The following is a 19,760-nucleotide window of genomic DNA, read 5'->3' as shown; positions in this document are numbered from 1 at the left end:
GACTCCAGCTTCGGGGTCCTTTTCTTATTTCCGGAGGAATGAACATGTTGTATGCCATCCCAAGCGGCGGATGCTTTTGTCCGATTTTGCCGCCTTTTGGTTACGGAACCGGCTTGATCGAGGAGGGAGAAACCGTGCCATCGTTGGAGTTGATATCCAAAGAGAAGAACGGATTTGGCGACACGTATTATTACATCCGCGACTCAAACGGGGTGACCAGTCAAGTTCATGAAGGCGATTTAGACTCATTCATGAAAAAGAAAGGCGTTACGAAGTTGAAGGAAGGCAGAGCTTATACGTACCCCAAAAAGAGGGGTAAGGCACGATGAACCATATACCCATCGGACGCTGCCTGGATTTCCAAAAGGAGCTGCGGCAATGAGCTATGTAAACAAGGAACAGATCGAACGTGCCAAAAGACTGGACCTGCTCACATATTTGCATATGCACGAGCCGGCAGAACTGGTCCGATGCTCCCGCAATGTCTACACCACCCGGACACACGACAGCTTGAAAATTTCCAACGGCAAATGGTACTGGTGGTCAAGGGGGATCGGCGGACGCTCGGCGCTGGACTATTTGATCAAAGTGCGGGGCATGTCTTTTCCCGATGCGGTGCTGCAAATTGAAGGCGTTCATCCGGGCAGCGCACCTGCATTTTCGCAATCTTTGCAACAACGCTCATCTCCAGCGCGGTTTGAGCTTCCCGAACCGAATCATACATCGCATCGCGTCATGGCCTATCTCAGCAAACGTGGTATCCATCGCACGTTGATCGACTACTGTCTCGAAACGGGGCGCTTGTATGAAAGCCGACGCTATCACAACGCGGTATTCGTCGGATTTGACCAGGAAGGGACGCCGCGCTATGCGGCGATACGCGGTACGACAAGCACCCGTTATATGGGGGAAGCCGTTGGCAGCGACAAGCGGTATTCGTTTTCCATTCCGGCCTCGACAAACAGTACGGAACTGCATCTGTTTGAGAGCGCTATTGATCTCTTATCCTACTGTACACTGGAACATCTCGCCGGCCGGGATTGGCGGCAGGCGCATAAGCTGTCGCTGGCCGGAATATACAGGCCCAGGACAAATGGGGAGGACTCTACTCCTCCGTCTGCCCTAACGCATTACTTGAAGTGCTTTCCCCAAGTAAATCGACTTGTTCTGCACCTGGATAATGATGAGCCGGGGCGATTGGCGGCAGCCACGATACAGAGGCTCCTCTCCCCCACCCTTCTCATATCCGATGAGCCGCCTAAGTTCGGAAAGGATGTAAACAACGAATTGATGGAATTCCGACGAAGACGCGGTGAACCATCCCGATAGCGGTAGACGCTGAACGGTTGGTGTCTTTTCTTTTGGGTTACGGAAAATTTTCGCAGCATGTGGATAAGATGTGAATAGATTGAGGATAAGCGCAACCGCATTGATTGTATAGCATGTAATAGGTATAATAAAATCAATATACAGCTATGCAAGGAGTGACCAAGATGATTATCAAGCCTTCCGCCAGTATCCGGCAAAACTATAATGAAATCGCCGATCTATGCAAATCGTCCGGGGAACCGGTTTATCTGACCAAGAACGGTGAAGGCGATCTCGTCGTGATGGACATTGAGACGTTTTCCCGTCGCGAGAAGATGTTAAAGCTGCGCGAAGAACTGCTCGCTGTGCAAGAGGATCGTTTGGCGGGCCGTGCTGGTGTGACGCCGGATGAACTGGACGCTTACCTGGAGGGCATTATTGACGAGGTTCAGCATGGAAAAGATGCCCCGATATAAGATCGTCGTTTCCGATCGCGCCCGCCAAATGCTGGCGGTTCATGTGCGATTCCTTGCGGAAAAAAATCCGGATGCCGCGCGAAAAACGAAAAACGAATTGCTGCATGCGATACGTTCCTTGGCGCAAATGCCGGAACGTTATCCTTTTCTCGAAGCGGAATTTATCCCGTCAAACAAGTATCACAAAATGTTCGTAGATAAATGGTATCTGGTGTTGTATCAGATTCAGGATGAAATCGTGTATGTCGATTTCATTGTAGACTGCCGCCAGGATTACCGCTGGTTGGTGCGATAACAAAAAAGTTCTGCGGAAGACGCCCGAGCGGATCGGCGTCTTTTTTGTGTTTTTGGGGTTCCCTCTTTTTCCCGGCAGGTGCTTTGAAGGCAACGCGAGACGAATGTCTCGTGTTGCAGCAAGCACTGAATTTGGCTAGCCAAATTCGCTTGTTAGGGGCGAAGCCCCTAAGACCCCCTCCGTTTCGACGCCATCTTTTTGATGACTGAATGGGATAAGATCGTGTTATTCGTGGCGACGAAAATCGCTTTAGGAAGCTTGTGTTTGAAAGGGGTGATCGGATGAGGAAGCGTTCCATTTCCGTTCTTGTACGCTTGAATGAAAAGGAGCGGCAGCACCTTGCCAGCCAAGTGAAAAAATCGGGACTTTCTCAGGAGGCGTTTATTCGCACGCTTATCAATGGTTATGTGCCCAAGGCGCTGCCGCCGCCGGATTATTACGCCATGATGCGCGAGCTTCACGCCATCGGCAACAATCTCAATCAACTGGCGGCGAAAGCGCATTCGACAGGTCATCTGGATCGGGCCACTTTTCAACAGGAGGCAGATCGGTTGCGCCTCGCCGTCCAACAGATTCAACAGGCCGTGACTGCGCCGGAACGAAGAACCAAGCAAGCGACCCCAAATGTTCATCCGCCGTAAAGGGGGCGTCACGTATGGCGACAACGGCGATATGGGATGTCACCGACCGATTGAAGCGCGTGATTGATTACGCCACCAATCCCGACAAAACAGCGCAAGATCGCGCCGTGAAGAATGAAGGCTTGCGGCAGGTGCTGGGATATGCAAAAGCAGATGCCAAAACGGAAGAACAGCTTTATGTGAGCGGAATCAATTGCGATCCGCTTACCGCTTACGAGCAAATGCAGCGCACCAAGCGTCAATTTCAAAAGATGGATGGCATCGTCGCGTTTCACGGATACCAAGCGTTTGCACCCGGCGAAACGACGCCGGAAATGGCGCACACCATCGGCGTCAAGCTGGCACAGGAGCTATGGGGAGATCGCTTTGAAGTCGTCGTATCGACCCATTTGGACAAAGAGCATTTGCACAATCACTTTGTGCTGAACTCCGTCTCCTTTATCGACGGTAAAAGGTACTACGACAACAAAGCTTCCTACGCCCTTCTGCGGAGAACATCCGACCGGTTATGCCGGGAACATGCATTGTCAGTAATTGAGCAGCCCGAGCCGGGCAAGGCCAAACACTACGGAGAATGGAAAGCGGATCAGGAAGGAAAGCCGACTTGGCGAGGATTGATTAGGACCGATGTAGATCAGGCGATTGCGGCATCGATGACATGGACCCAGTTTATCGCCGCGTTGCAGAAGCAAGGCTATGAAGTGAAAACGACCGTGAAGCATATGGCGGTTCGTCCACCGGGCAAGGAACGTTTCGTTCGTTTGCGCAGCTTGGGAGACGACTATACGGAAGATGCTCTGAAACAGCGGATTTTACGAAATCGCATTCCCCGTAAATCACAGCCTCTGCCCATGCCGCGACGCAGGCGCGCCGTTTGCAAAGGAACGCTTCGATCCGGCAGGAAGTTCAGCGGCTTACAAGCATTGTACCTGCGCTACTTATATGAGATGGGCATACTGCCTCATTTTCGTGCGTCCGTGAGAAGGACGCATTTTTTATTGCGTGAAGACTTGCGGCATTTGGCGGTTATTACCGCGCAGACCAAGCTGCTCTGTCAGCACCGTATTTCCAGCAAGGATCAGCTTTTGGACTATGTATCTGTCACCCGGCAAGAGATGCGCTTGCTTTACGGCGAGCGCAAAGCGCTGTACAACCGTCTTCGCCGCTGCAAGGAGGAAAGCCAGATCGTTGCTTACAAAGAGCAAATAGCCGTACTATCCAAGCGGCTTGCCACGCTCCGAAAGGAGGTGAAGCTGTGTGCGGGTATCCTTGCCCGATCCGGTGAAATGATGACTGTACTTCGTGGCACCAGGCAAAATCAATCATTACGAAGGGAGGATTCCATCCATGAGCAGTGGAGCCGAGGCGGCCGATCAGGTCGTCAATATGAGTCTGCGGGGCATCGAGGTGATGGCCAAGATTTCCGGTGAAGGCGCTAAGCATCTGGCCATCTATTTGTTTGCCGCCCTGCAAGGGCAGAAGCGGACGAAGGGCAGCATCCGTTTGGAAAGCCTGCTCCGCAGCGGCAAGGAATTGAAAGTATTTGCCGTCAAAAACGAAGACTTGCCTACCTTCTGCAAGGAGGCCAAACGTTACGGCGTTCTGTACTGTGCCCTGCGGGACAAAAAGAATGTCGATGGGTTATGCGACGTGATGGTGCGGGCCGAGGACGCATCCAAAATCAACCGCATTGTCGAGCGCTTCAAACTAGCGACCGTGGATACGGCCAGTATTAAAAGCGAAATTGAAAACTCCCGCGCCGGGAAACAGCAGGACCATCCAGCGTTCGGGGAGCGTCAACAACAAGCATCGGACCAAACCTGGCAGAAGACGGAGGTACAAGGAGCGGCGGTCAAGGGAACTTCTGTGGAGAAGAGCACCGACGATTTTTTGGACGAACTGATGCAGAAGCCCGAATCGACGCAGCCCACTTCCCCGGAAACTGGCAACCCAAACCCCATGACGGCGACGACGGAGCCGCCCCATCCGTCCGAGCCTATCTCCGGGCGCAGCGAAGCATCCGCAAGGGGTATGATTGAACCGGAAGCCGGGACAACGCCGCGGCGGCCATCGATCCGTGAACTGCTGCGCGAGATCCGGGAAGAAAATCGGAAGGCGGAGAAAGAACGACGTCAGATCATCAAGGAGCCGTCGCTGACCAAGCGAAATGAGCGACATATTGAAAAAGCGAAGACGGGCAAAACCAAACCAATCGGAACCCGAAAGCGAGGGAAAGCCAAATGAGCAATTTGGACGATTTATTCCTTCAGGAAGCATCCGGCCATACTTCCGCGAAATCGTCCGAGCAGCCTTTTGATAAGGAAGCGTGGGCGCATAAAAAGCAGGAACTCAGGCAATGGGCCTATGAGACGATTGATGCAGCTACGATTGCCATCTCGCACAGCGGCAATGAATTTCAGCGGTATCTGGATGTACAAAGCCGTTTCGACCGCTACAGCGTTTCCAATGCGCTTCTGATTCTCATGCAGCGGCCGGAGGCGACCCGCATCGGCGATTTCGATTCGTGGAAGGAACAAGGCGTCTTTATTCGCCGCAAGGAGACCGGCTTTTACATTTTGGAGCCGGGCGAGGAGTACCGGAGGGAAGACGGCAGCACCGGCATCAGCTATAACCTCAAAAAGATGTTCGACATCGCGCAAACGACGGCCAACCCAAAACGGGAACAACCGACTTATCCGGACGACCGGTTGCGTATCAAAGCGCTGATGGATCGCACTCCTGTTCCAATCGTCATCGGCGATGCGATGCCGCCGGAAATGCATGCACTATACCAGCCGGACACGAGAAATATTGTCATCCGCCGCGGCCTGGATGCCGGGGATATTTTCCGGTCGCTCGCGCAGGAGCTGGCGCATGCGGAACTGGATCGCGGCGATGGCCGATACAGCCGTTCCGATTTTACGTCCCATGCATATTGCGCCTCTTACATGCTGTGCAAACAGTTTGGCGTAGACACGTCTTCCTTTCGCTTCCATCGTATGCCGGAGAAGCTGAAGAACATCGAGCCGCAGCACATTCGCACCGAACTGACGGTGATGAAGGATACCGCGCATGACATGGCCCGCAGGATGAACCGGATGCTGGCGCAGCAGCGGCAACAACTACGGACGGAACCGGCAAGGTAAGCGCCGTCAAGTTCTATTTTGCTCAGGGAGGGAGCGCCTGTGAAGGAAGAAGAACGGATTTTATGTTTGGATCATTACGAGCATGGCATTGTGGTGCATGCGCTGAATGCGCTGCGAAACGATTTGATCGGCGAGAAGCGCCCCACCGATGCCGTCGATGATCTGTTGCTCAAAACAATTGAAGCCCCCTATCAAAAACATAAACGACGGAGCCATCATGAGGCGCGTTGAAACCGCAAGGAGTCATTTGATACTCTTTGCGATTTTTTTGATTCCCGTCGTTTGGGCGGCATTGCTCACCGCCCCTGCACTTTCCGGGGGGCTGCCGGCGATTGTGGAGCATCTCAGCGCGGTGATCAATCACCCGTTCGACATTCAGTGGGTAGACGATACGCCGCGCTGCCTATTCATTTTTACGCTGGCCTATGGACTCGGCGTCTGTATTTACTTGGCCTCCCCGCGAAACTATCGACGACGGGAGGAGCACGGCAGCGCCCGCTGGGGCCGGGCGAAAAGCATATGCGCCAAATATAGAAGCAAGCAGCCGGGACAAAACAAAATTTTAACCAGGCAGGTTTGCATCGGGCTCGACGGCCGCAAGCATCGCCGGAATGTGAATGTACTTGTCGTAGGCGGTTCCGGCTCCGGCAAAACGCGGTTTTACGCCAAACCGAACGTCATGCAAGCGAACACGTCGTTCGTCGTTCTTGACCCGAAAGGCGAAATCTTGCGCGATACCGGCCATCTGCTCAAAGCCAAAGGGTATGACATCAAGGTGCTCGACCTGATCAATCCGCACCGCTCCCACGGCTACAACCCTTTCGCCTATTTGAACGACGACAAGGATGTGCTGAAACTGGTCACCAACCTGATTCGCAATACGACGCCGAAAGGCAGCAACACGAACGACCCGTTCTGGGAACGGTCCGAAACGGCTCTGCTGGAGGCGCTCGTGTTGTATTTGCTCTATGAAGCGCCGCCGGAGGAACAGAATTTTCCAATGGTGATGGAGATGATCGCTGCCGCCGAGGTGCGGGAAGAAGACGAAACCTACCAAAGTCCGCTGGACGAGTTGTTTGAACGGCTGGCCATGCGCGACCCGGAGCATTTGGCGGTCAAACAGTACAACATCTTCAAGCTGGCAGCGGGGAAAACGGCCAAATCGATATTGATCGGCCTCGGCGTTCGGCTGGAGAAGTTCAACTTGCATTCGATCGCCGGGATGAGCTTGGTCGATGAAATGGATCTGGCTGTCATGGGAGAAAAGAAGACGGCGCTGTTTGCCGTCATTCCCGACAACGACAGCAGTTTCAACTTCATCGTCGGGATGCTCTACACCCAGCTTTTTCAATGCCTGATGTATGAGGCCGACTACCGGCATGGCGGACGCTTACCCGTGCACGTGCATTTCGTGATGGACGAATTTGCCAACGTCGCCTTGCCCGATGAATTCGACAAGCTGCTCTCCACCATGCGCAGCCGCGAGATTTCGGTTTCCATCATCCTGCAAAATTTAGCGCAGCTCAAAGCGCTGTATAAGGAGTCGTGGGAATCAATCGTGGGGAACTGCGACGTGTTTTTGTACCTGGGCGGCAATGAACAATCCACCCACAAATACGTCTCGGAACTGCTGGGCAAGGAAACGATCGACACGAACACATACGGCCAAAGCAAGGGACGCAGCGGCAGTTATTCGATCAACTATCAGTTGTCCGGCCGCGACTTGCTGACGCCCGATGAGGTGCGGTTCCTCGATAATCGTCATGCCTTGCTCTTTATTCGCGGCGAGCGTCCTGTTCAGGACGACAAGTACGATTTGCTCAGGCATCCCCATGTCGAGCTCACGACGGATGGCAGCGGTCTCCCCTACCAGCATGGCGGCACGGAACACGCTTTGGATTGGCGAAAGGTGTTGCTTCATGAAAACGGAGAGTACGAGCTTCTGTCAGAAGAAGACATGGAGTCGCTATTTTTACGAAGGGAATGATGAAATTGAAGTTCAAAAGGAAACGGCTGCTGTCACTGTACATCATGCTGATGTTAACGGGAACCGTATTCGTCCCCACCGCTTATGCCGAGGGCGATCCGATGACGACGGTCAATAATTTGTCCACCTTCATATTCGGCTTAATCCGGGCCATCGGCATGATCATACTCGGCTTCGGCATTGTCCAGATCGGATTGTCGCTCAAGTCTCACGACCCTTCCCAGCGGGCGAACGGGTTCCTGACGCTCGCCGGCGGGATTATCATTACCTTCACGAAGGAAATTCTTACCCTGATTGCCGGATAAACGGGAGTCGCAAATGAGGGGAACGGACGGTTTGTCTGTTCCCCGTTTACAGAAAGGGGTGAGAATATGGCCAAGAACAGTTGGATTATTGACAATCTCGAACATGCGCTCGATACATGGAACGAGAAAATGAACGAAATCTGGCAACTCGTTACCGAGTCGCCGGCCGACTTCAAAGGCGGCGGCGTTTGGCGCGTCATTACCGACATTCATGGCGCGTTGCAGGCGACGGGACTGGCGCTATTGGTCTTGTTTTTTGTGATTGGCGTGGTGAAGACGACCGGCAGTTTTGCCGAAATGAAAAAGCCGGAGATGGCTGTCAAGCTGTTTATCCGTTTTGTCTTGGCCAAAGCGGTCGTCACCTACGGGCTGGAGCTCATGATGGCGCTGTTTACCATTGTTCAGGGAATCATCTCCACGATGATGGGACGTTCCGGGTTCGGAAAGACGGAGGCCATGACTTTGCCGAACACCATTGTAAAAGCGATTGAAGACGTCGGCTTTTGGCAAAGCATTCCGCTGTGGGTCGTCTCCCTTCTGGGCAGTCTGTTCATCACGGTGTTGTCTTTTGTGATGATTCTCTCGGTGTACGGGCGTTTTTTTCGCATCTATTTATATACAGCGATCGCTCCCGTTCCGCTGTCCGCCTTTGCTGGGGAACCGAGCCAAAATATCGGCAAATCGTTTCTCAAAGGATATGCTGCCGCTTGTCTGGAGGGAGCGATTATCGTACTCGCCTGCATCATCTACTCCGCCTTTGCCTCCGCTCCCCCGGCGGTCGATGAAGGCGCGGGTGCAGTCACGATGGTGTGGACCTATATCGGAGAGTTGAGTGCGTCCGTAAGCATGGGCACAAAGCCTGTGCACGGGTTTATGTGGAATCCTGCCCTTGGCAAGGCAGCAGCGTAAAGATATAACGGGCGCATTACGCGCCGCGCTGTCATCGACCAGTTTATCCGGAGGGGAAACCTGACGGGGAGTGCAGCATACTGGTGAAGCCGCGAGTTGGAGAAATCATCTATCCACGACTGAGCGGCGAGATGAAATGTTGTGAACGAGGATGAAAGCTATACTGCTTCAAGGATAGCCCAAGGGGGCATAGCCGAGCCGACGGCGTAAGGATGATTGAGAAGCCGTGCGTCACGGCGGAAGGAACGATGAGCTTTCCAACCGCGATATATCCGTGACGACCAATCGCAATAAGCGAGTAACGGGCGAAAATCCCATCCGACATCACAACAAGCTGTGTTTCCGTAAACCTAAACGGAGATTGCCTAAACCGGAACGCTGTTTACAGCTATGCGTAATGCCAAAAGGTGATAAATCTCAAGGCGGGAGCCAAGAGAGATGACGCTGAAAATCCGGCATGGCAACGGAGCCACCGTAGTAGTCCGAGGGCGTTAATGGCGTCTACATGGCGAAGGGCGGCAGGAAATCATCCAATACAAGATAAGGAAAGGTGCGTGAGGCATGATGAGGAGTCCTAATCGAGTATTGGAAAGTCTACGGTCAAAAGCGTGCATCAGCGATTACCGCTATGAAAGGCTGTATCGCAACCTGTACAACCCGGAGTTCTATTTGCAAGCCTATCAGAACATCTATGCCACGGCTGGCAACATGACAAAGGGAACGGACGGGTCGACAATCGATGGAATGAGTCTCAAACGGATCGACAAGTTGATCGCGTCACTCAAAAATTACAGTTACCAACCGAACCCTGCAAGACGAACCTATATCCCAAAAAACAGCGACCCGACAAAGAAACGCCCGCTGGGGATTCCCTCTTTCGACGATAAATTGTTGCAAGAGGTTATCCGCATGATACTGGAGAGTATCTATGAGGGTACTTTTTCGCCACACTCCCACGGATTCAGACCAAAAAGAAGCTGCCATACAGCGTTATTGGAGGTCAAAACCCGCTTTACAGGCGTGAAATGGTTTGTTGAGGGAGATATACGCGGCTGTTTCGACAACATAGACCACCACGTTTTGGTCAGTCTGCTTCGCCGCAGAATCAAAGACGAGCATTTTCTGGGATTGATTTGGAAGTTCCTGAAAGCCGGCTATATGGAAAATTGGATTTATCACAATACCTTGTCCGGCACACCCCAAGGCTCCGGAGCGAGTCCCATTCTTGCGAACATCTACTTGAATGAATTGGACCAATTCATGGAGCAATACGCAGGACGATTTAATTCCGGGAAAAAGCGTGTGAGAAGCTGCGAATACAACCATTATCGGGGACACCTTGACTATCTGCGCGGCAGGAAATACAGCAAGAAGAAATGGGAAGCCCTGACGGATGAGCAAAAGAAGCAGGCACAAAGGGAACTCCGCGAAACGCGAGCCAAGATGATGAGCGTAGACAGCACAAACCAAATGGATGAATCTTACCGTAGAGTGGTATATATCCGCTACGCGGACGATTTTCTGATTGGCGTCATCGGAAGTAAGCGGGACGCAGAAACCATCAAGACCGAAGTGGGAGCATTCCTCAAGGACAGCCTGAAACTGGATCTATCGGCAGAAAAGACGCTGGTAACAAATGCAAAAGATAAAGCGCGCTTTCTCAGCTTTGACATCTATTCCAACCGTTCCAAGGACATCAAGACAGACAAAAACGGCATGACCCGCCGTGTGTATAACGAGCGGATCAAGCTGTATGTCCCAAAGGAAAAATGGGTGAACAAGCTGATTTCTTACGGCGCGTTAAAAATCCATTATGACGCGAGAAACGGCAATCGTGAGGTGTGGGAACCGTTCCATCGGACGCATCTATTCCACAATGACGACCTTGAAATCTTGCAACAGTATAACGCCGAAATACGGGGACTGTATAACTATTACAAGATTGCGGACAATGTGTCCGTGCTGAGTAACTTTGGTTATATCATGAAATACAGCATGTTCAAAACATTTGCCGCGAAATACAAGACCCGTGTTGGTGCAATCAAGGACAAATACAGAATGGGCAAGGACTATGGCGTGAAATACGAAACAAAATCCGGCTCAAAAGTGATGTTGCTATACAACGAGGGCTTCCGTCGCATTGACGAAGCTGATGCCGGAAATGTTGACGTTGAACCAAAGGTTTACGCCAACAGCAGTCCAAACAGCCTGATTGCAAGATTAAAGGCAAAAAAGTGCGAATGGTGCGGAGCGGAAAATGTGGACATGGATATTCACCATGTCCGCAAGCTAAAAGACCTAAAGGGCAGGAAAAAGTGGGAGAAAACCATGATTGCGCGAAGGCGTAAAACGATGGCTCTCTGCGAACACTGCCACGTACAGTTGCACGCTGGAAACTTAGACTGATTTCTGGAGAGCCGGATACATCGAGAGGTGTACGTCCGGTTCGGAGGGGAGCGCTTGGAAACCTGCCGCCGCAATGCGGCAAGGCGCTGGGCGCTTACCCTACTTTTCAACATGCTGGTACTCGTGGGGACGGTCAAAATGGCGGACCGGGTGGTGAGGGAAATGATGGGGCTGTAGCTTCATTCCGATTCTTCGCCCAGCAATTCACGGACGGAAACATCCAGCGCTTTGGCAATCGCCACGACTTCGTAGTCTTGGACAAGCCGATACTGCCCTTCCAGACGCGAAAGACTGGTAGGACTGATGTCAAGGCCAGCCGTTTGCAGTCTGGCGAGAAACTCCTTCTGTTTCATCCCCTTTGCCTTGCGGATGGCAACGACTCTCACGCCGATTATATTTTTGTCGCCTGGCGGTTCTTTACGATGTTTCATTTATATGCACCTCACATTACAAGCAAAATTGTACGTGAGTGCATCGTTGTTTTAATGCGAATATCGCATTAAAATGAAATAAACCGATTTACGCAATAAAATAGAGAGGTAATCTATCTTTCAGACAGCCAGGAACGCCGATCTAATGAAGACACTGGGAGGCCGACCGATGACACGTTTGCTTGGTCAATTGGAGGAGGAAAGAAGAAAGTTGAACGAACTTGGGAAAAAATCTCTTGATCAGGGAATTCCTCTGTTTGAGAATGAGGCGGTTCAGGCTCAAAGCCGGAAGGTGGACGAATGGATTGTCCAGTGGCTTCAAAGGAAGTCCGGACGAGAGCATCAGTTGCGCTAGATCGCATTCGCACAAGGAGGGGGGATGTCAATGGAGTTTCCGTTATGGTTTCAAAATGCGATCCAGCGGCGGCTGGACCACGTTTCGGCTCGGATCGAACACCATCCCGAGTTGCGTAGATGTCGCGATGAAGAGAAATCGGCTTTTCAAGCAATGTTTTCCGGCGTGGATATGACGCAGTTGCCGGCGTTTATGGAATGGGAGGACAAGCACCAATTTAAGCAGGCGATCATGAATGAATGGTTATATTTGCAAGGCATGCGAGACGGCGCTCAGCTTGTATTTGCGCTTTTAGCCGATCCTCTTCTATCCGGCGATAAGTTGTTGGCAAGATCGAAAAAGACAGAGCCAACATCGGTTCAACCGGAAGCTGAGGGCGAGTTGTAGACCATAGTGAGCATCGTTTATGGGAGGATTTCAAATGGAAGTGAAAATCAACCGGGAAATCCGGGATTATACCGAAAGCTTATTCTTTGGACTGTCCTTGCGGCAGTTCTTTTTTTCTGTGCTGGCTGTCGGCGTGGCGATCGGCCTTTATTTTGGACTGCGCGACCGCTTTGGTTTGGAAACGCTCAGCTGGATGTGCATTTTGGGGGCCGCGCCCTGCGCAGCCTTGGGTTTCATCAACTATCACGGCATGACGGCAGAGCAGTTGCTTTGGACGTATGTGAAATCGGAATTTTTGATGCCAAGGCGATTCGTCTTCTATTCGACCAATATCTATGTTGAAGCGCTGAAAAAGAGCATGCATAGTCATGAGCAGGAAAGGATGAAGCGCCATGATTAAATCGCTCAGACGCATCATCAAGCAGGACAAGGAACGATTTGTCATTCCGAAAGGCGTTCAGCAAGTCATCCCGATTCGCGCCCTCTGGCCGGACGGGATTTTTTTTGTCGGCAACAAGTTCTCCAAATCGTATCGGTTCGAGGATATCAACTACGCCGTAGCGTCCAGGGAAGACAAGGAAGCGATGTTTTTGTCTTATTCCGAGCTGCTCAATTCCTTTGACAGCGGAGCGACCACGAAAATTACAATCCATAACCGGCGTTTGAATCGGGCCGATTTTGAAAGCTCGATTCTGATTCCGCTTCGGGAGGACCATCTTGATGTGTACCGGCAGGAGTACAACGAGATGTTGCTCGCAAAGGCCATCGGCGCGAACGGAACGATTCAGGAAAAGTACGTTACCATTTCTGTGGTCAAGAAAAATGTAGAGGAAGCCCGTCAATATTTCGCGAGGGTCGGAACCGAATTGATGTCGCATTTTTCCCGTCTCGGTTCCAAATGTATCGAGCTGGATGCAACTGACCGTCTGCGCATTTTCCATGATTTCTTTCGGATCGGCGAGGAAGCGGACTTTCGTTTCCATCTGTCCGAAACAATGCGCAAGGGGCATGATTTCAAGGATTACATTTGCCCGGATACGTTCGAGTTTGAAAAAGATCATTTTCGAATGGGCAATTTTTTTGGCCGCGTCATCTTTCTGCGGGAATACGCCAGCTATATTAAGGACAGCATGGTGTCCGAGCTTTGCGACCTGAACCGGAATTTGCTGCTGTCGCTGGATATCATCCCGATTCCGACCGACGAGGCCGTTCGTGAGGTGGAGAGCCGTTTGCTCGGCGTGGAGACGAACATCACCAACTGGCAGCGGCGACAAAACCGGAACAACAATTTTTCCGCCGTGGTCCCTTACGATATGGAGCAGCAACGCAAAGAGAGCAAAGAATTTCTGAACGACTTGACCACTCGCGACCAGCGGATGATGTTCGGCCTGCTGACGATGGTCCATATCGCGGACAGCAAGGAGCAGCTCGACAGCGATACGGAGGCGCTGCTCACAACCGCCCGCAAGCATTTGTGCCAGTTTTCCACGCTGACCTACCAGCAAATGGACGGTCTGAATACGGTGCTTCCCTACGGCTTGCGGAAGGTTCACGCTTTGCGGACGTTAACGACGGAAAGCACGGCTGTCTTTATCCCTTTTCGGGCGCAGGAAATCATGCATCCGGGCGGCATTTACTACGGACAAAATGTGATCAGCAAAAACATGATTATTGCCAACCGCAAACAATTGCTGAACGGAAACAGCTTTATTCTCGGCGTATCCGGTTCCGGCAAAAGCTTTACCGCGAAACGGGAAATCGTCAACCAGATGCTGGCCAGCGACGACGATATTATCCTGATCGACCCGGAACGGGAATACTCCGCACTGGTGAACGCATTGGGCGGCGAGACGATTCATATATCCGCCACTTCGCCGAACCATATCAATGCGATGGATATGAATCGTCAATATGGCGACGGTGCCAATCCGATCATTCTCAAGTCGGAATTCGTCCTCTCGCTTTGCGAGCAGCTGATTGGCGGATATCAACTGGGAGCCAAGGAAAAGTCGCTCATTGACCGCTGCACCGCCAGCGTGTACAGGAAGTATTTGCAGAGCAACTATAAGGGGCAGCCGCCGACGCTTCAGGATTTCCGCGCGGAACTGATGAGGCAAGCGGAGCCGGAGGCGCAGGACATCGCGCTGGCGATTGAACTGTTTACTTCCGGCAGTCTGAACACGTTCGCCAAGCCCACCAATGTCAATGTCCATAACCGGCTCATTTGCTACGATATTCTCGACTTGGGCAAACAACTCCTCCCGATCGGCATGTTGGTCGTTTTGGATAGCATCTTAAATCGGATTACACAAAATCGGGCCAAAGGCAAAAATACATTTATCATTATCGACGAAATCTATCTTCTGTTTCAGCACGAATACAGCGCCAACTTTCTGTTCACGCTTTGGAAGCGTGTCCGAAAGTATGGCGCTTTTTGTACGGGAATTACACAAAACGTGGACGACTTACTGCAAAGCCATACGGCCCGGACGATGCTCGCGAACAGCGAATTTATCGTCATGCTGAATCAAGCAGCTACCGACCGGGTAGAGCTTGCCGAACTTCTTAATATTTCAGAACTGCAACTCTCCTATATTACCAATGTTGACGCCGGGAATGGATTGATGAAGGTAGGCAGCTCCCTTGTGCCGTTTACCGACAAGTTCCCGCGGCATACGAAGCTGTACAGCCTGATGACGACGAAGCCCGGGGAGTAATGAATGAAGTGAACGGAGGCGAAACCGTTTAATGGCAAGGAATTGAACCATTTCTGTCGAATATGTCCATAATGTGGCCATGAATGGCGAAGATTGCAAATGAATGGACGATTTTTTGCTGTATGTAACAGGTATCTTTCTATAGGCGTGCGAAGGAGGCAAGCCCAATGATTCGTGTATTGCTCGTGGATGATGAAGAAGATGCGCTCAATCTGTTAGAGATTTTGCTTGGGCAAATAGGGGATGTCAAGGTCGTCGGAAGGTTTGTGAATCCGATTCGGGCGATCGAAGCTTTGAACACGATGCCTGTGGACGCCGTTTTCCTGGATAACCAGATGCCGGGCATGACGGGCATGGAGGCGGCGAGGAAAATCAGGGACATCCAGCCCCAAATGCCGATTGTGTTTACAACGGCGTACGCGGAGTATGCGGTGGAAGCGTTTGAAATTCAATCGACCGACTATCTGCTGAAGCCGATTACGATGTACAGGCTGCAACATGCGGTATCGCGCATCAAGCAAACCGTATCCGCGATTCGGGCCCGCCCGGACGCCAGCATCCGTCCTTTGATCCGATGCATGGGGGGCTTTTCCATCGGGCTTCCTCACGCCGACGACCGGCTGCTCTCCTGGAAAACGAACAAGGAAAAAGAAGTCTGCGCTTTTTTGATCCATCACGAAGGCAAGCCTGTGGACACCGCGCTCATCATTGAGTCGATTTGGCCGGGGTACGATGTGAAAAAGGCGAAAACCTATTTGTATACTTGCCTGTCCTACTTGCGGAGAAGCTTGCAGGAGCATGACGTGCCCATAAGCGTAGAAAAAGCCGGAAACGGGTTCGCCATCCGGCTGGACGGGGCGGCTGCCGATGTGACGGCTTTCGAGGGGATGCTGGACGACATTTTGTCGGCGGAGGAACCGGATGAACGGTTGTACGACAAGATCAACGGGTTGTACAAAGGCGAATATATGGAGGGCTGCGATTATAGCTGGGCTGTATCCAGGCAGGAGGCAATCAAAGCGAAGTATATCCGTTCGCTGCGCTGCATGCACCGTCTTTTTCGCAAGCGGGGCCGCGCGGCGCTCGCGGCGGACAGTTTGCAGCGCGTGCTTGCGATTGCGCCGGATGCCGAGGCGGACGGACGTGAGCTCATCCGGCTGCATCTGGAAGCGGGAAACCGGAATGAGGCGCTGCGCGTCTATCGGCAGCTGGAGCAGGTCATTCGCGATCAGCTCGGGGTCGAGCTGGAAGAGGAGACGGTAAGGTTGCATGGGCAAATGGGATGGTCTGGGTGAGCGGACGATGAGAAAAAAGATTGCAGCGGCGATCGTAACGCTGACCATATTGGCCGCAACATACGGCATGTTTCTCGTTTATTTCTCGCTGGGCGGGAAGCAGACGCCAAGAGCGGAAAACGGATTTCTCGATTTGACCGCGTGGCGGTTCGCGGACGATGGCGTCGTTCCATTGGACGGCGAATGGGAGTTTTACCCGGACAAGCTCCTCTCTCATGAAGATTTCGCATCCTCCTTCGCGCATGCAAGCGGCCTGTCGCCGGAGCGGATCGAAGTGCCGGGATCGTGGTCGAATCGAATGAAGACGCTCGGCATGGCGACGTACCGTCTGCGGATCAAAGTCGGCGATTCTGCGTCCGTTTACGGACTGAAAACATCGTCGATCCAAATGTCCAACCGCATCATCGTCAATGGCCAGGTCGCGGGCCAAAGCGGGAATCCGGCGGAAAGGCGGAACTATGAAGCGGTGAACCGGCCGTATGCCGGCTATTTTACGCTGCAGCCAGGATGGAACGAAATCATTGTGCAGGTGGCCAACTTCGAGTTTCCCGCCAGCAGCGGCATCACCGAATCCATCTATCTGGGATATGCCGCGCAAATTTCCGGGCTGCGCGACAAGGCCCTCGCCCATGATTGGATTACGTTCACAGCCTTTCTGATGATGGGGCTCTATTTCATCGGTCTGTATTCGCAGCGCAAGGACGATACTTCTCTGATCGTATTCGGGCTGGTGTGCGTGTTTTTCGCCCTGTTCACCAGCACGCGCGGTGAACGAGTGCTGTTCAGCCTGTTCGGCTCCGTTCCGTTCTGGCTGTATCTTCGCATTCAGATGGTTTCGGCGCTTGGCGCAGGCATGGGATTTCTCCTGTACGTGTATACGGCGTTCCGTCCGTTTTGCTCCAAATGGCTGATCCGGATCGGGTTGGTCGCCGGAATGTTACTGATGGTCTGGGCGATCGGCTTCATTCCCCGGTTCGCGACGGATCTGTTCCGGCAACTGGTCACGATCTACGCCACTTTCCCGCTGCTGTATGCGATTTATGTCTTCGTCCTGGCGGCATTCCGCAAAGTGGAGGGAAGCCTGTACCTGGCCGTCTCTGCCGTTGCCCTGAACATCTATGCACTGGTGCAAAATCTGAACGTGTATTTCGCCGTACCGGTTTATGCGGTGCCGCCGTTCGAACCGTTCGTGTTCCTGCTGATGCTGGCTTTGCTCATGTCGCTTCGGTTCTCCAACGCGTTCCGGAAAATCGAAGAGCTCTCCGTTCAATTGCTGAAAGCGGACAAACTGAAAGACGACTTTCTGGCAAGAACGTCGCACGAGTTCAAGTCGCCGCTGCATGGCGTCATGCATATCTCCAGGTCGATGCTTGACAACGCCAATCATCCGCCGACGGCGGAGCAGCGCGAGAAGCTTGAATTAATCACGAGCATCACCGGCAGGCTTTCGCAGCTGGTGTACGATATTCTGGATTTTTCCAAGCTGAAGCAAGGCGAATTGGCCGTTGACCCGACGCCGGTCGATGTCCGCCCGGCTGTCGAGATGCAGGTGCGAATCTATTCGTTTCTGTGCGCGGACCGCAACATCCGGATGGAGAACCGCGTCCCCGAACATTTGCCCTATGCGCTTGCCGATGAAAGCCGGTTCGGCCAGATCGTCGGCAATCTGCTCGACAACGCGGTCAAGCATACGGAGAACGGGAGCATTGTCGTCACAGCGGCGGAGAATCGCGGCATGATTGAAATCTCGGTTCAGGACACGGGCGAAGGCATCGAAGCGCAGAACATCCCACACCTGTTCGAAGCGTTCCAATCGTTTGACGAGACAGCGGAACGCCGGGGCTTCGGGCTCGGGCTGTCCATCGTCAAGCAGTTGGTCGAGTTGCAAAATGGAACAATAGCGGTATCTTCGACGAAAGGCGCCGGCACGACGTTCATGTTCACCCTGCCGATCGCAGGCAGCGGCGGGAAACCGGAAACGGCTTCCCGGGCAAGCGGACATCCGGTCAAAGCGCCGGAGTACGCGCTCGCGACGCCTTATTATCTGAATCAAAAAGGGAAGCATACCGTTCTGATTGTGGATGATCAATTCTTGAATTTGAAAGTATTGATGGACGCGCTGGAGCCCCTTGGCTATAACGTCATTGCCGTCAAAAACGGTTATGAGGCCCTGGAACAAATCGGCAAACCGAACAAGATCGATCTCGTCGTACTCGACTTGATGATGCCGGGCATATCGGGGTACGAAGTATGCCAGGAGATCCGCAAAACCTTCACGCTGCCGGAGCTTCCCGTGCTGATGGTGACGGCGGCCATTGGGCCTCAGGACAAGGTGGCGGCGTTCGAGGCGGGTGCGAACGACTTCTTGCCGAAGCCGTTCGATCTGGCAGAGCTGAAGGCGAGAATCGGCAGCTTGCTGGCGATGAAGGAGTCGCTCGCCAAGGCGGTCGATCTGGAGGTGGCGTTTCTGCAATCGCAGATCAAGCCGCATTTTTTGTACAACGTCTTGAACAGTATTGTCGCTTCCAGTTATACGGATGCGGAACGTTCGCGAAAATTGACGACGGATCTGGCCGATTATTTACGCGGCAGCTTCCGCTTCAGCAATGCGGAGCATCGGATCACCTTCGAAGAAGAGTTCAGCCTGATCCGGACTTACGTCGAAATTGAAAAAGCGCGCTTTAAGGATCGCTTGCAATTCGAATATGACATTGCGGAAGGGATGTTCCGGGTGAGCCTCCCTCCCCTGCTGCTTCAACCGCTCGTCGAAAACGCGATTCGGCACGGGATCGGCCATCGGATCGAAGGCGGAACGGTCAAATTGTCAGCTTTTGAAGCGGAGGGCGAATACCGGTTTGTGATTGAAGATAACGGCGTCGGCATCGAGAACGGGTTGCTCAGTCAACTGCCGGTTTCCGGTTCGGACAGGCGTCAGGGCGTCGGTCTGCTGAATATCAACAAGCGGTTGAAATACGAATACGGCACGGGGCTGCAGATGGAAAGCGAGCCGGGCCGGGGAACGAAAGTGACGGTGCGGATTCCGGCGGAGTCGGCGTGAACGGATGTTTTTAAGGTTTTTTTAAGGTGTCGTTTCGTATAATC

At 52.7% G+C, this 19,760-nt stretch carries 21 protein-coding genes; 20 read left to right on the top strand and 1 reads right to left on the bottom strand.

Annotation, left to right across the window (positions count from 1 at the left end):
• The first annotated feature begins 44 nt into the window (after positions 1 to 44).
• From NYE48_RS16985 to NYE48_RS16920, 14 genes are all read left to right on the top strand, one after another.
• Positions 45 to 329: a hypothetical protein gene (locus NYE48_RS16985; protein WP_213529390.1), complete on the top strand. Its 285-nt coding sequence runs from the start codon at positions 45 to 47 to the stop codon at positions 327 to 329.
• A 49-nt stretch (positions 330 to 378) separates the two neighbouring features.
• Complete coding sequence (locus NYE48_RS16980; protein ID WP_213529389.1) at positions 379 to 1,329, top strand: DUF3991 and TOPRIM domain-containing protein; 951 nt, start codon at positions 379 to 381, stop codon at positions 1,327 to 1,329.
• 164 nt (positions 1,330 to 1,493) lie between these two features.
• Positions 1,494 to 1,784 carry a type II toxin-antitoxin system Phd/YefM family antitoxin gene (locus NYE48_RS16975; RefSeq protein WP_041052551.1) on the top strand — a complete coding sequence of 97 codons (291 nt, stop codon included), beginning with the start codon at positions 1,494 to 1,496 and terminating at the stop codon, positions 1,782 to 1,784.
• Positions 1,762 to 2,079: a type II toxin-antitoxin system RelE/ParE family toxin gene (locus NYE48_RS16970; protein WP_080835118.1), complete on the top strand. Its 318-nt coding sequence runs from the start codon at positions 1,762 to 1,764 to the stop codon at positions 2,077 to 2,079. Before NYE48_RS16975 ends, NYE48_RS16970 begins: the two co-directional genes overlap by 23 nt.
• 281 nt (positions 2,080 to 2,360) lie before the next feature.
• Complete coding sequence (locus tag NYE48_RS16965) at positions 2,361 to 2,720, top strand: plasmid mobilization protein (RefSeq protein ID WP_251536388.1); 360 nt, start codon at positions 2,361 to 2,363, stop codon at positions 2,718 to 2,720.
• Between the two features lie 14 nt (positions 2,721 to 2,734).
• On the top strand, positions 2,735 to 4,150 hold the full coding sequence (locus tag NYE48_RS16960) for a relaxase/mobilization nuclease domain-containing protein (protein WP_251536390.1): 1,416 nt from the start codon (positions 2,735 to 2,737) through the stop codon (positions 4,148 to 4,150).
• Complete coding sequence (locus NYE48_RS16955; protein WP_251536393.1) at positions 4,068 to 4,964, top strand: PcfB family protein; 897 nt, start codon at positions 4,068 to 4,070, stop codon at positions 4,962 to 4,964. Before NYE48_RS16960 ends, NYE48_RS16955 begins: the two co-directional genes overlap by 83 nt.
• Positions 4,961 to 5,866, top strand: coding sequence for an ArdC-like ssDNA-binding domain-containing protein (locus NYE48_RS16950; RefSeq protein WP_251536395.1), 906 nt, complete (start codon positions 4,961 to 4,963; stop codon positions 5,864 to 5,866). The genes NYE48_RS16955 and NYE48_RS16950 overlap by 4 nt, the downstream gene beginning before the upstream one ends.
• A gap of 39 nt (positions 5,867 to 5,905) precedes the next feature.
• Positions 5,906 to 6,097: a hypothetical protein gene (locus NYE48_RS16945; protein WP_080835107.1), complete on the top strand. Its 192-nt coding sequence runs from the start codon at positions 5,906 to 5,908 to the stop codon at positions 6,095 to 6,097.
• Positions 6,084 to 7,853 (top strand): VirD4-like conjugal transfer protein, CD1115 family, encoded by a 1,770-nt coding sequence (locus NYE48_RS16940; protein ID WP_251536397.1) that lies wholly within the window; start codon positions 6,084 to 6,086, stop codon positions 7,851 to 7,853. Before NYE48_RS16945 ends, NYE48_RS16940 begins: the two co-directional genes overlap by 14 nt.
• The gene (locus tag NYE48_RS16935; protein WP_432806745.1) at positions 7,853 to 8,158 is read left to right on the top strand and encodes a glutamyl-tRNA amidotransferase; all 306 of its coding nucleotides are present in this window, start codon (positions 7,853 to 7,855) and stop codon (positions 8,156 to 8,158) included. The genes NYE48_RS16940 and NYE48_RS16935 overlap by 1 nt, the downstream gene beginning before the upstream one ends.
• A gap of 66 nt (positions 8,159 to 8,224) precedes the next feature.
• Positions 8,225 to 9,067 carry a hypothetical protein gene (locus NYE48_RS16930; RefSeq protein ID WP_251536402.1) on the top strand — a complete coding sequence of 281 codons (843 nt, stop codon included), beginning with the start codon at positions 8,225 to 8,227 and terminating at the stop codon, positions 9,065 to 9,067.
• Between the two features lie 564 nt (positions 9,068 to 9,631).
• Positions 9,632 to 11,473: a reverse transcriptase/maturase family protein gene (locus NYE48_RS16925; protein ID WP_251536729.1), complete on the top strand. Its 1,842-nt coding sequence runs from the start codon at positions 9,632 to 9,634 to the stop codon at positions 11,471 to 11,473.
• A gap of 54 nt (positions 11,474 to 11,527) precedes the next feature.
• Positions 11,528 to 11,650: a hypothetical protein gene (locus tag NYE48_RS16920; RefSeq protein ID WP_340999532.1), complete on the top strand. Its 123-nt coding sequence runs from the start codon at positions 11,528 to 11,530 to the stop codon at positions 11,648 to 11,650.
• Between the two features lie 2 nt (positions 11,651 to 11,652).
• Here NYE48_RS16920 and NYE48_RS16915 read toward each other — a convergent pair whose 3' ends face one another.
• Positions 11,653 to 11,904 (bottom strand): helix-turn-helix domain-containing protein, encoded by a 252-nt coding sequence (locus NYE48_RS16915; RefSeq protein WP_054819090.1) that lies wholly within the window; start codon positions 11,902 to 11,904, stop codon positions 11,653 to 11,655.
• 169 nt (positions 11,905 to 12,073) lie between these two features.
• Here NYE48_RS16915 and NYE48_RS16910 point away from each other — a divergent pair, with 169 nt between their 5' ends.
• The 6 genes from NYE48_RS16910 (at position 12,074) to NYE48_RS16885 (ending at position 19,716) form a co-directional block, all read left to right on the top strand.
• Positions 12,074 to 12,259 (top strand): aspartyl-phosphate phosphatase Spo0E family protein, encoded by a 186-nt coding sequence (locus NYE48_RS16910; protein WP_127486765.1) that lies wholly within the window; start codon positions 12,074 to 12,076, stop codon positions 12,257 to 12,259.
• A gap of 30 nt (positions 12,260 to 12,289) precedes the next feature.
• Positions 12,290 to 12,646, top strand: coding sequence for a hypothetical protein (locus NYE48_RS16905; protein ID WP_251536406.1), 357 nt, complete (start codon positions 12,290 to 12,292; stop codon positions 12,644 to 12,646).
• Between the two features lie 34 nt (positions 12,647 to 12,680).
• The gene (locus NYE48_RS16900; RefSeq protein ID WP_251536408.1) at positions 12,681 to 13,046 is read left to right on the top strand and encodes a PrgI family protein; all 366 of its coding nucleotides are present in this window, start codon (positions 12,681 to 12,683) and stop codon (positions 13,044 to 13,046) included.
• Positions 13,039 to 15,363: a VirB4-like conjugal transfer ATPase, CD1110 family gene (locus NYE48_RS16895; protein ID WP_251536410.1), complete on the top strand. Its 2,325-nt coding sequence runs from the start codon at positions 13,039 to 13,041 to the stop codon at positions 15,361 to 15,363. Before NYE48_RS16900 ends, NYE48_RS16895 begins: the two co-directional genes overlap by 8 nt.
• 167 nt (positions 15,364 to 15,530) lie before the next feature.
• On the top strand, positions 15,531 to 16,658 hold the full coding sequence (locus NYE48_RS16890; protein ID WP_251536412.1) for a response regulator: 1,128 nt from the start codon (positions 15,531 to 15,533) through the stop codon (positions 16,656 to 16,658).
• On the top strand, positions 16,633 to 19,716 hold the full coding sequence (locus tag NYE48_RS16885) for a hybrid sensor histidine kinase/response regulator (protein ID WP_251536414.1): 3,084 nt from the start codon (positions 16,633 to 16,635) through the stop codon (positions 19,714 to 19,716). The genes NYE48_RS16890 and NYE48_RS16885 overlap by 26 nt, the downstream gene beginning before the upstream one ends.
• The last annotated feature ends 44 nt before the right edge of the window (positions 19,717 to 19,760 follow it).

The sequence above is a fragment of the Paenibacillus sp. FSL M7-1455 genome (assembly GCF_038004655.1).
Taxonomy (GTDB): Bacteria; Bacillota; Bacilli; order Paenibacillales; family Paenibacillaceae; genus Paenibacillus_AQ; species Paenibacillus_AQ cookii.
This window is presented reverse-complemented; position numbering and strand designations above follow the sequence as displayed.

What these genes read in the sequence shown, in the direction of transcription:
- NYE48_RS16985 (WP_213529390.1), top strand. Translation starts at nt 45, where the DNA reads ATGTTGTATGCCATCCCAAGCGGCGGATGCTTTTGTCCGATTTTGCCG.
- NYE48_RS16980 (WP_213529389.1), top strand. Translation starts at nt 379, where the DNA reads ATGAGCTATGTAAACAAGGAACAGATCGAACGTGCCAAAAGACTGGAC.
- NYE48_RS16975 (WP_041052551.1), top strand. Translation starts at nt 1,494, where the DNA reads ATGATTATCAAGCCTTCCGCCAGTATCCGGCAAAACTATAATGAAATC.
- NYE48_RS16970 (WP_080835118.1), top strand. Translation starts at nt 1,762, where the DNA reads ATGGAAAAGATGCCCCGATATAAGATCGTCGTTTCCGATCGCGCCCGC.
- NYE48_RS16965 (WP_251536388.1), top strand. Translation starts at nt 2,361, where the DNA reads ATGAGGAAGCGTTCCATTTCCGTTCTTGTACGCTTGAATGAAAAGGAG.
- NYE48_RS16960 (WP_251536390.1), top strand. Translation starts at nt 2,735, where the DNA reads ATGGCGACAACGGCGATATGGGATGTCACCGACCGATTGAAGCGCGTG.
- NYE48_RS16955 (WP_251536393.1), top strand. Translation starts at nt 4,068, where the DNA reads ATGAGCAGTGGAGCCGAGGCGGCCGATCAGGTCGTCAATATGAGTCTG.
- NYE48_RS16950 (WP_251536395.1), top strand. Translation starts at nt 4,961, where the DNA reads ATGAGCAATTTGGACGATTTATTCCTTCAGGAAGCATCCGGCCATACT.
- NYE48_RS16940 (WP_251536397.1), top strand. Translation starts at nt 6,084, where the DNA reads ATGAGGCGCGTTGAAACCGCAAGGAGTCATTTGATACTCTTTGCGATT.
- NYE48_RS16935 (WP_432806745.1), top strand. Translation starts at nt 7,853, where the DNA reads ATGAAATTGAAGTTCAAAAGGAAACGGCTGCTGTCACTGTACATCATG.
- NYE48_RS16930 (WP_251536402.1), top strand. Translation starts at nt 8,225, where the DNA reads ATGGCCAAGAACAGTTGGATTATTGACAATCTCGAACATGCGCTCGAT.
- NYE48_RS16925 (WP_251536729.1), top strand. Translation starts at nt 9,632, where the DNA reads ATGAGGAGTCCTAATCGAGTATTGGAAAGTCTACGGTCAAAAGCGTGC.
- NYE48_RS16915 (WP_054819090.1), bottom strand. Translation starts at nt 11,904, where the DNA reads ATGAAACATCGTAAAGAACCGCCAGGCGACAAAAATATAATCGGCGTG.
- NYE48_RS16910 (WP_127486765.1), top strand. Translation starts at nt 12,074, where the DNA reads ATGACACGTTTGCTTGGTCAATTGGAGGAGGAAAGAAGAAAGTTGAAC.
- NYE48_RS16905 (WP_251536406.1), top strand. Translation starts at nt 12,290, where the DNA reads ATGGAGTTTCCGTTATGGTTTCAAAATGCGATCCAGCGGCGGCTGGAC.
- NYE48_RS16900 (WP_251536408.1), top strand. Translation starts at nt 12,681, where the DNA reads ATGGAAGTGAAAATCAACCGGGAAATCCGGGATTATACCGAAAGCTTA.
- NYE48_RS16895 (WP_251536410.1), top strand. Translation starts at nt 13,039, where the DNA reads ATGATTAAATCGCTCAGACGCATCATCAAGCAGGACAAGGAACGATTT.
- NYE48_RS16890 (WP_251536412.1), top strand. Translation starts at nt 15,531, where the DNA reads ATGATTCGTGTATTGCTCGTGGATGATGAAGAAGATGCGCTCAATCTG.
- NYE48_RS16885 (WP_251536414.1), top strand. Translation starts at nt 16,633, where the DNA reads ATGGGCAAATGGGATGGTCTGGGTGAGCGGACGATGAGAAAAAAGATT.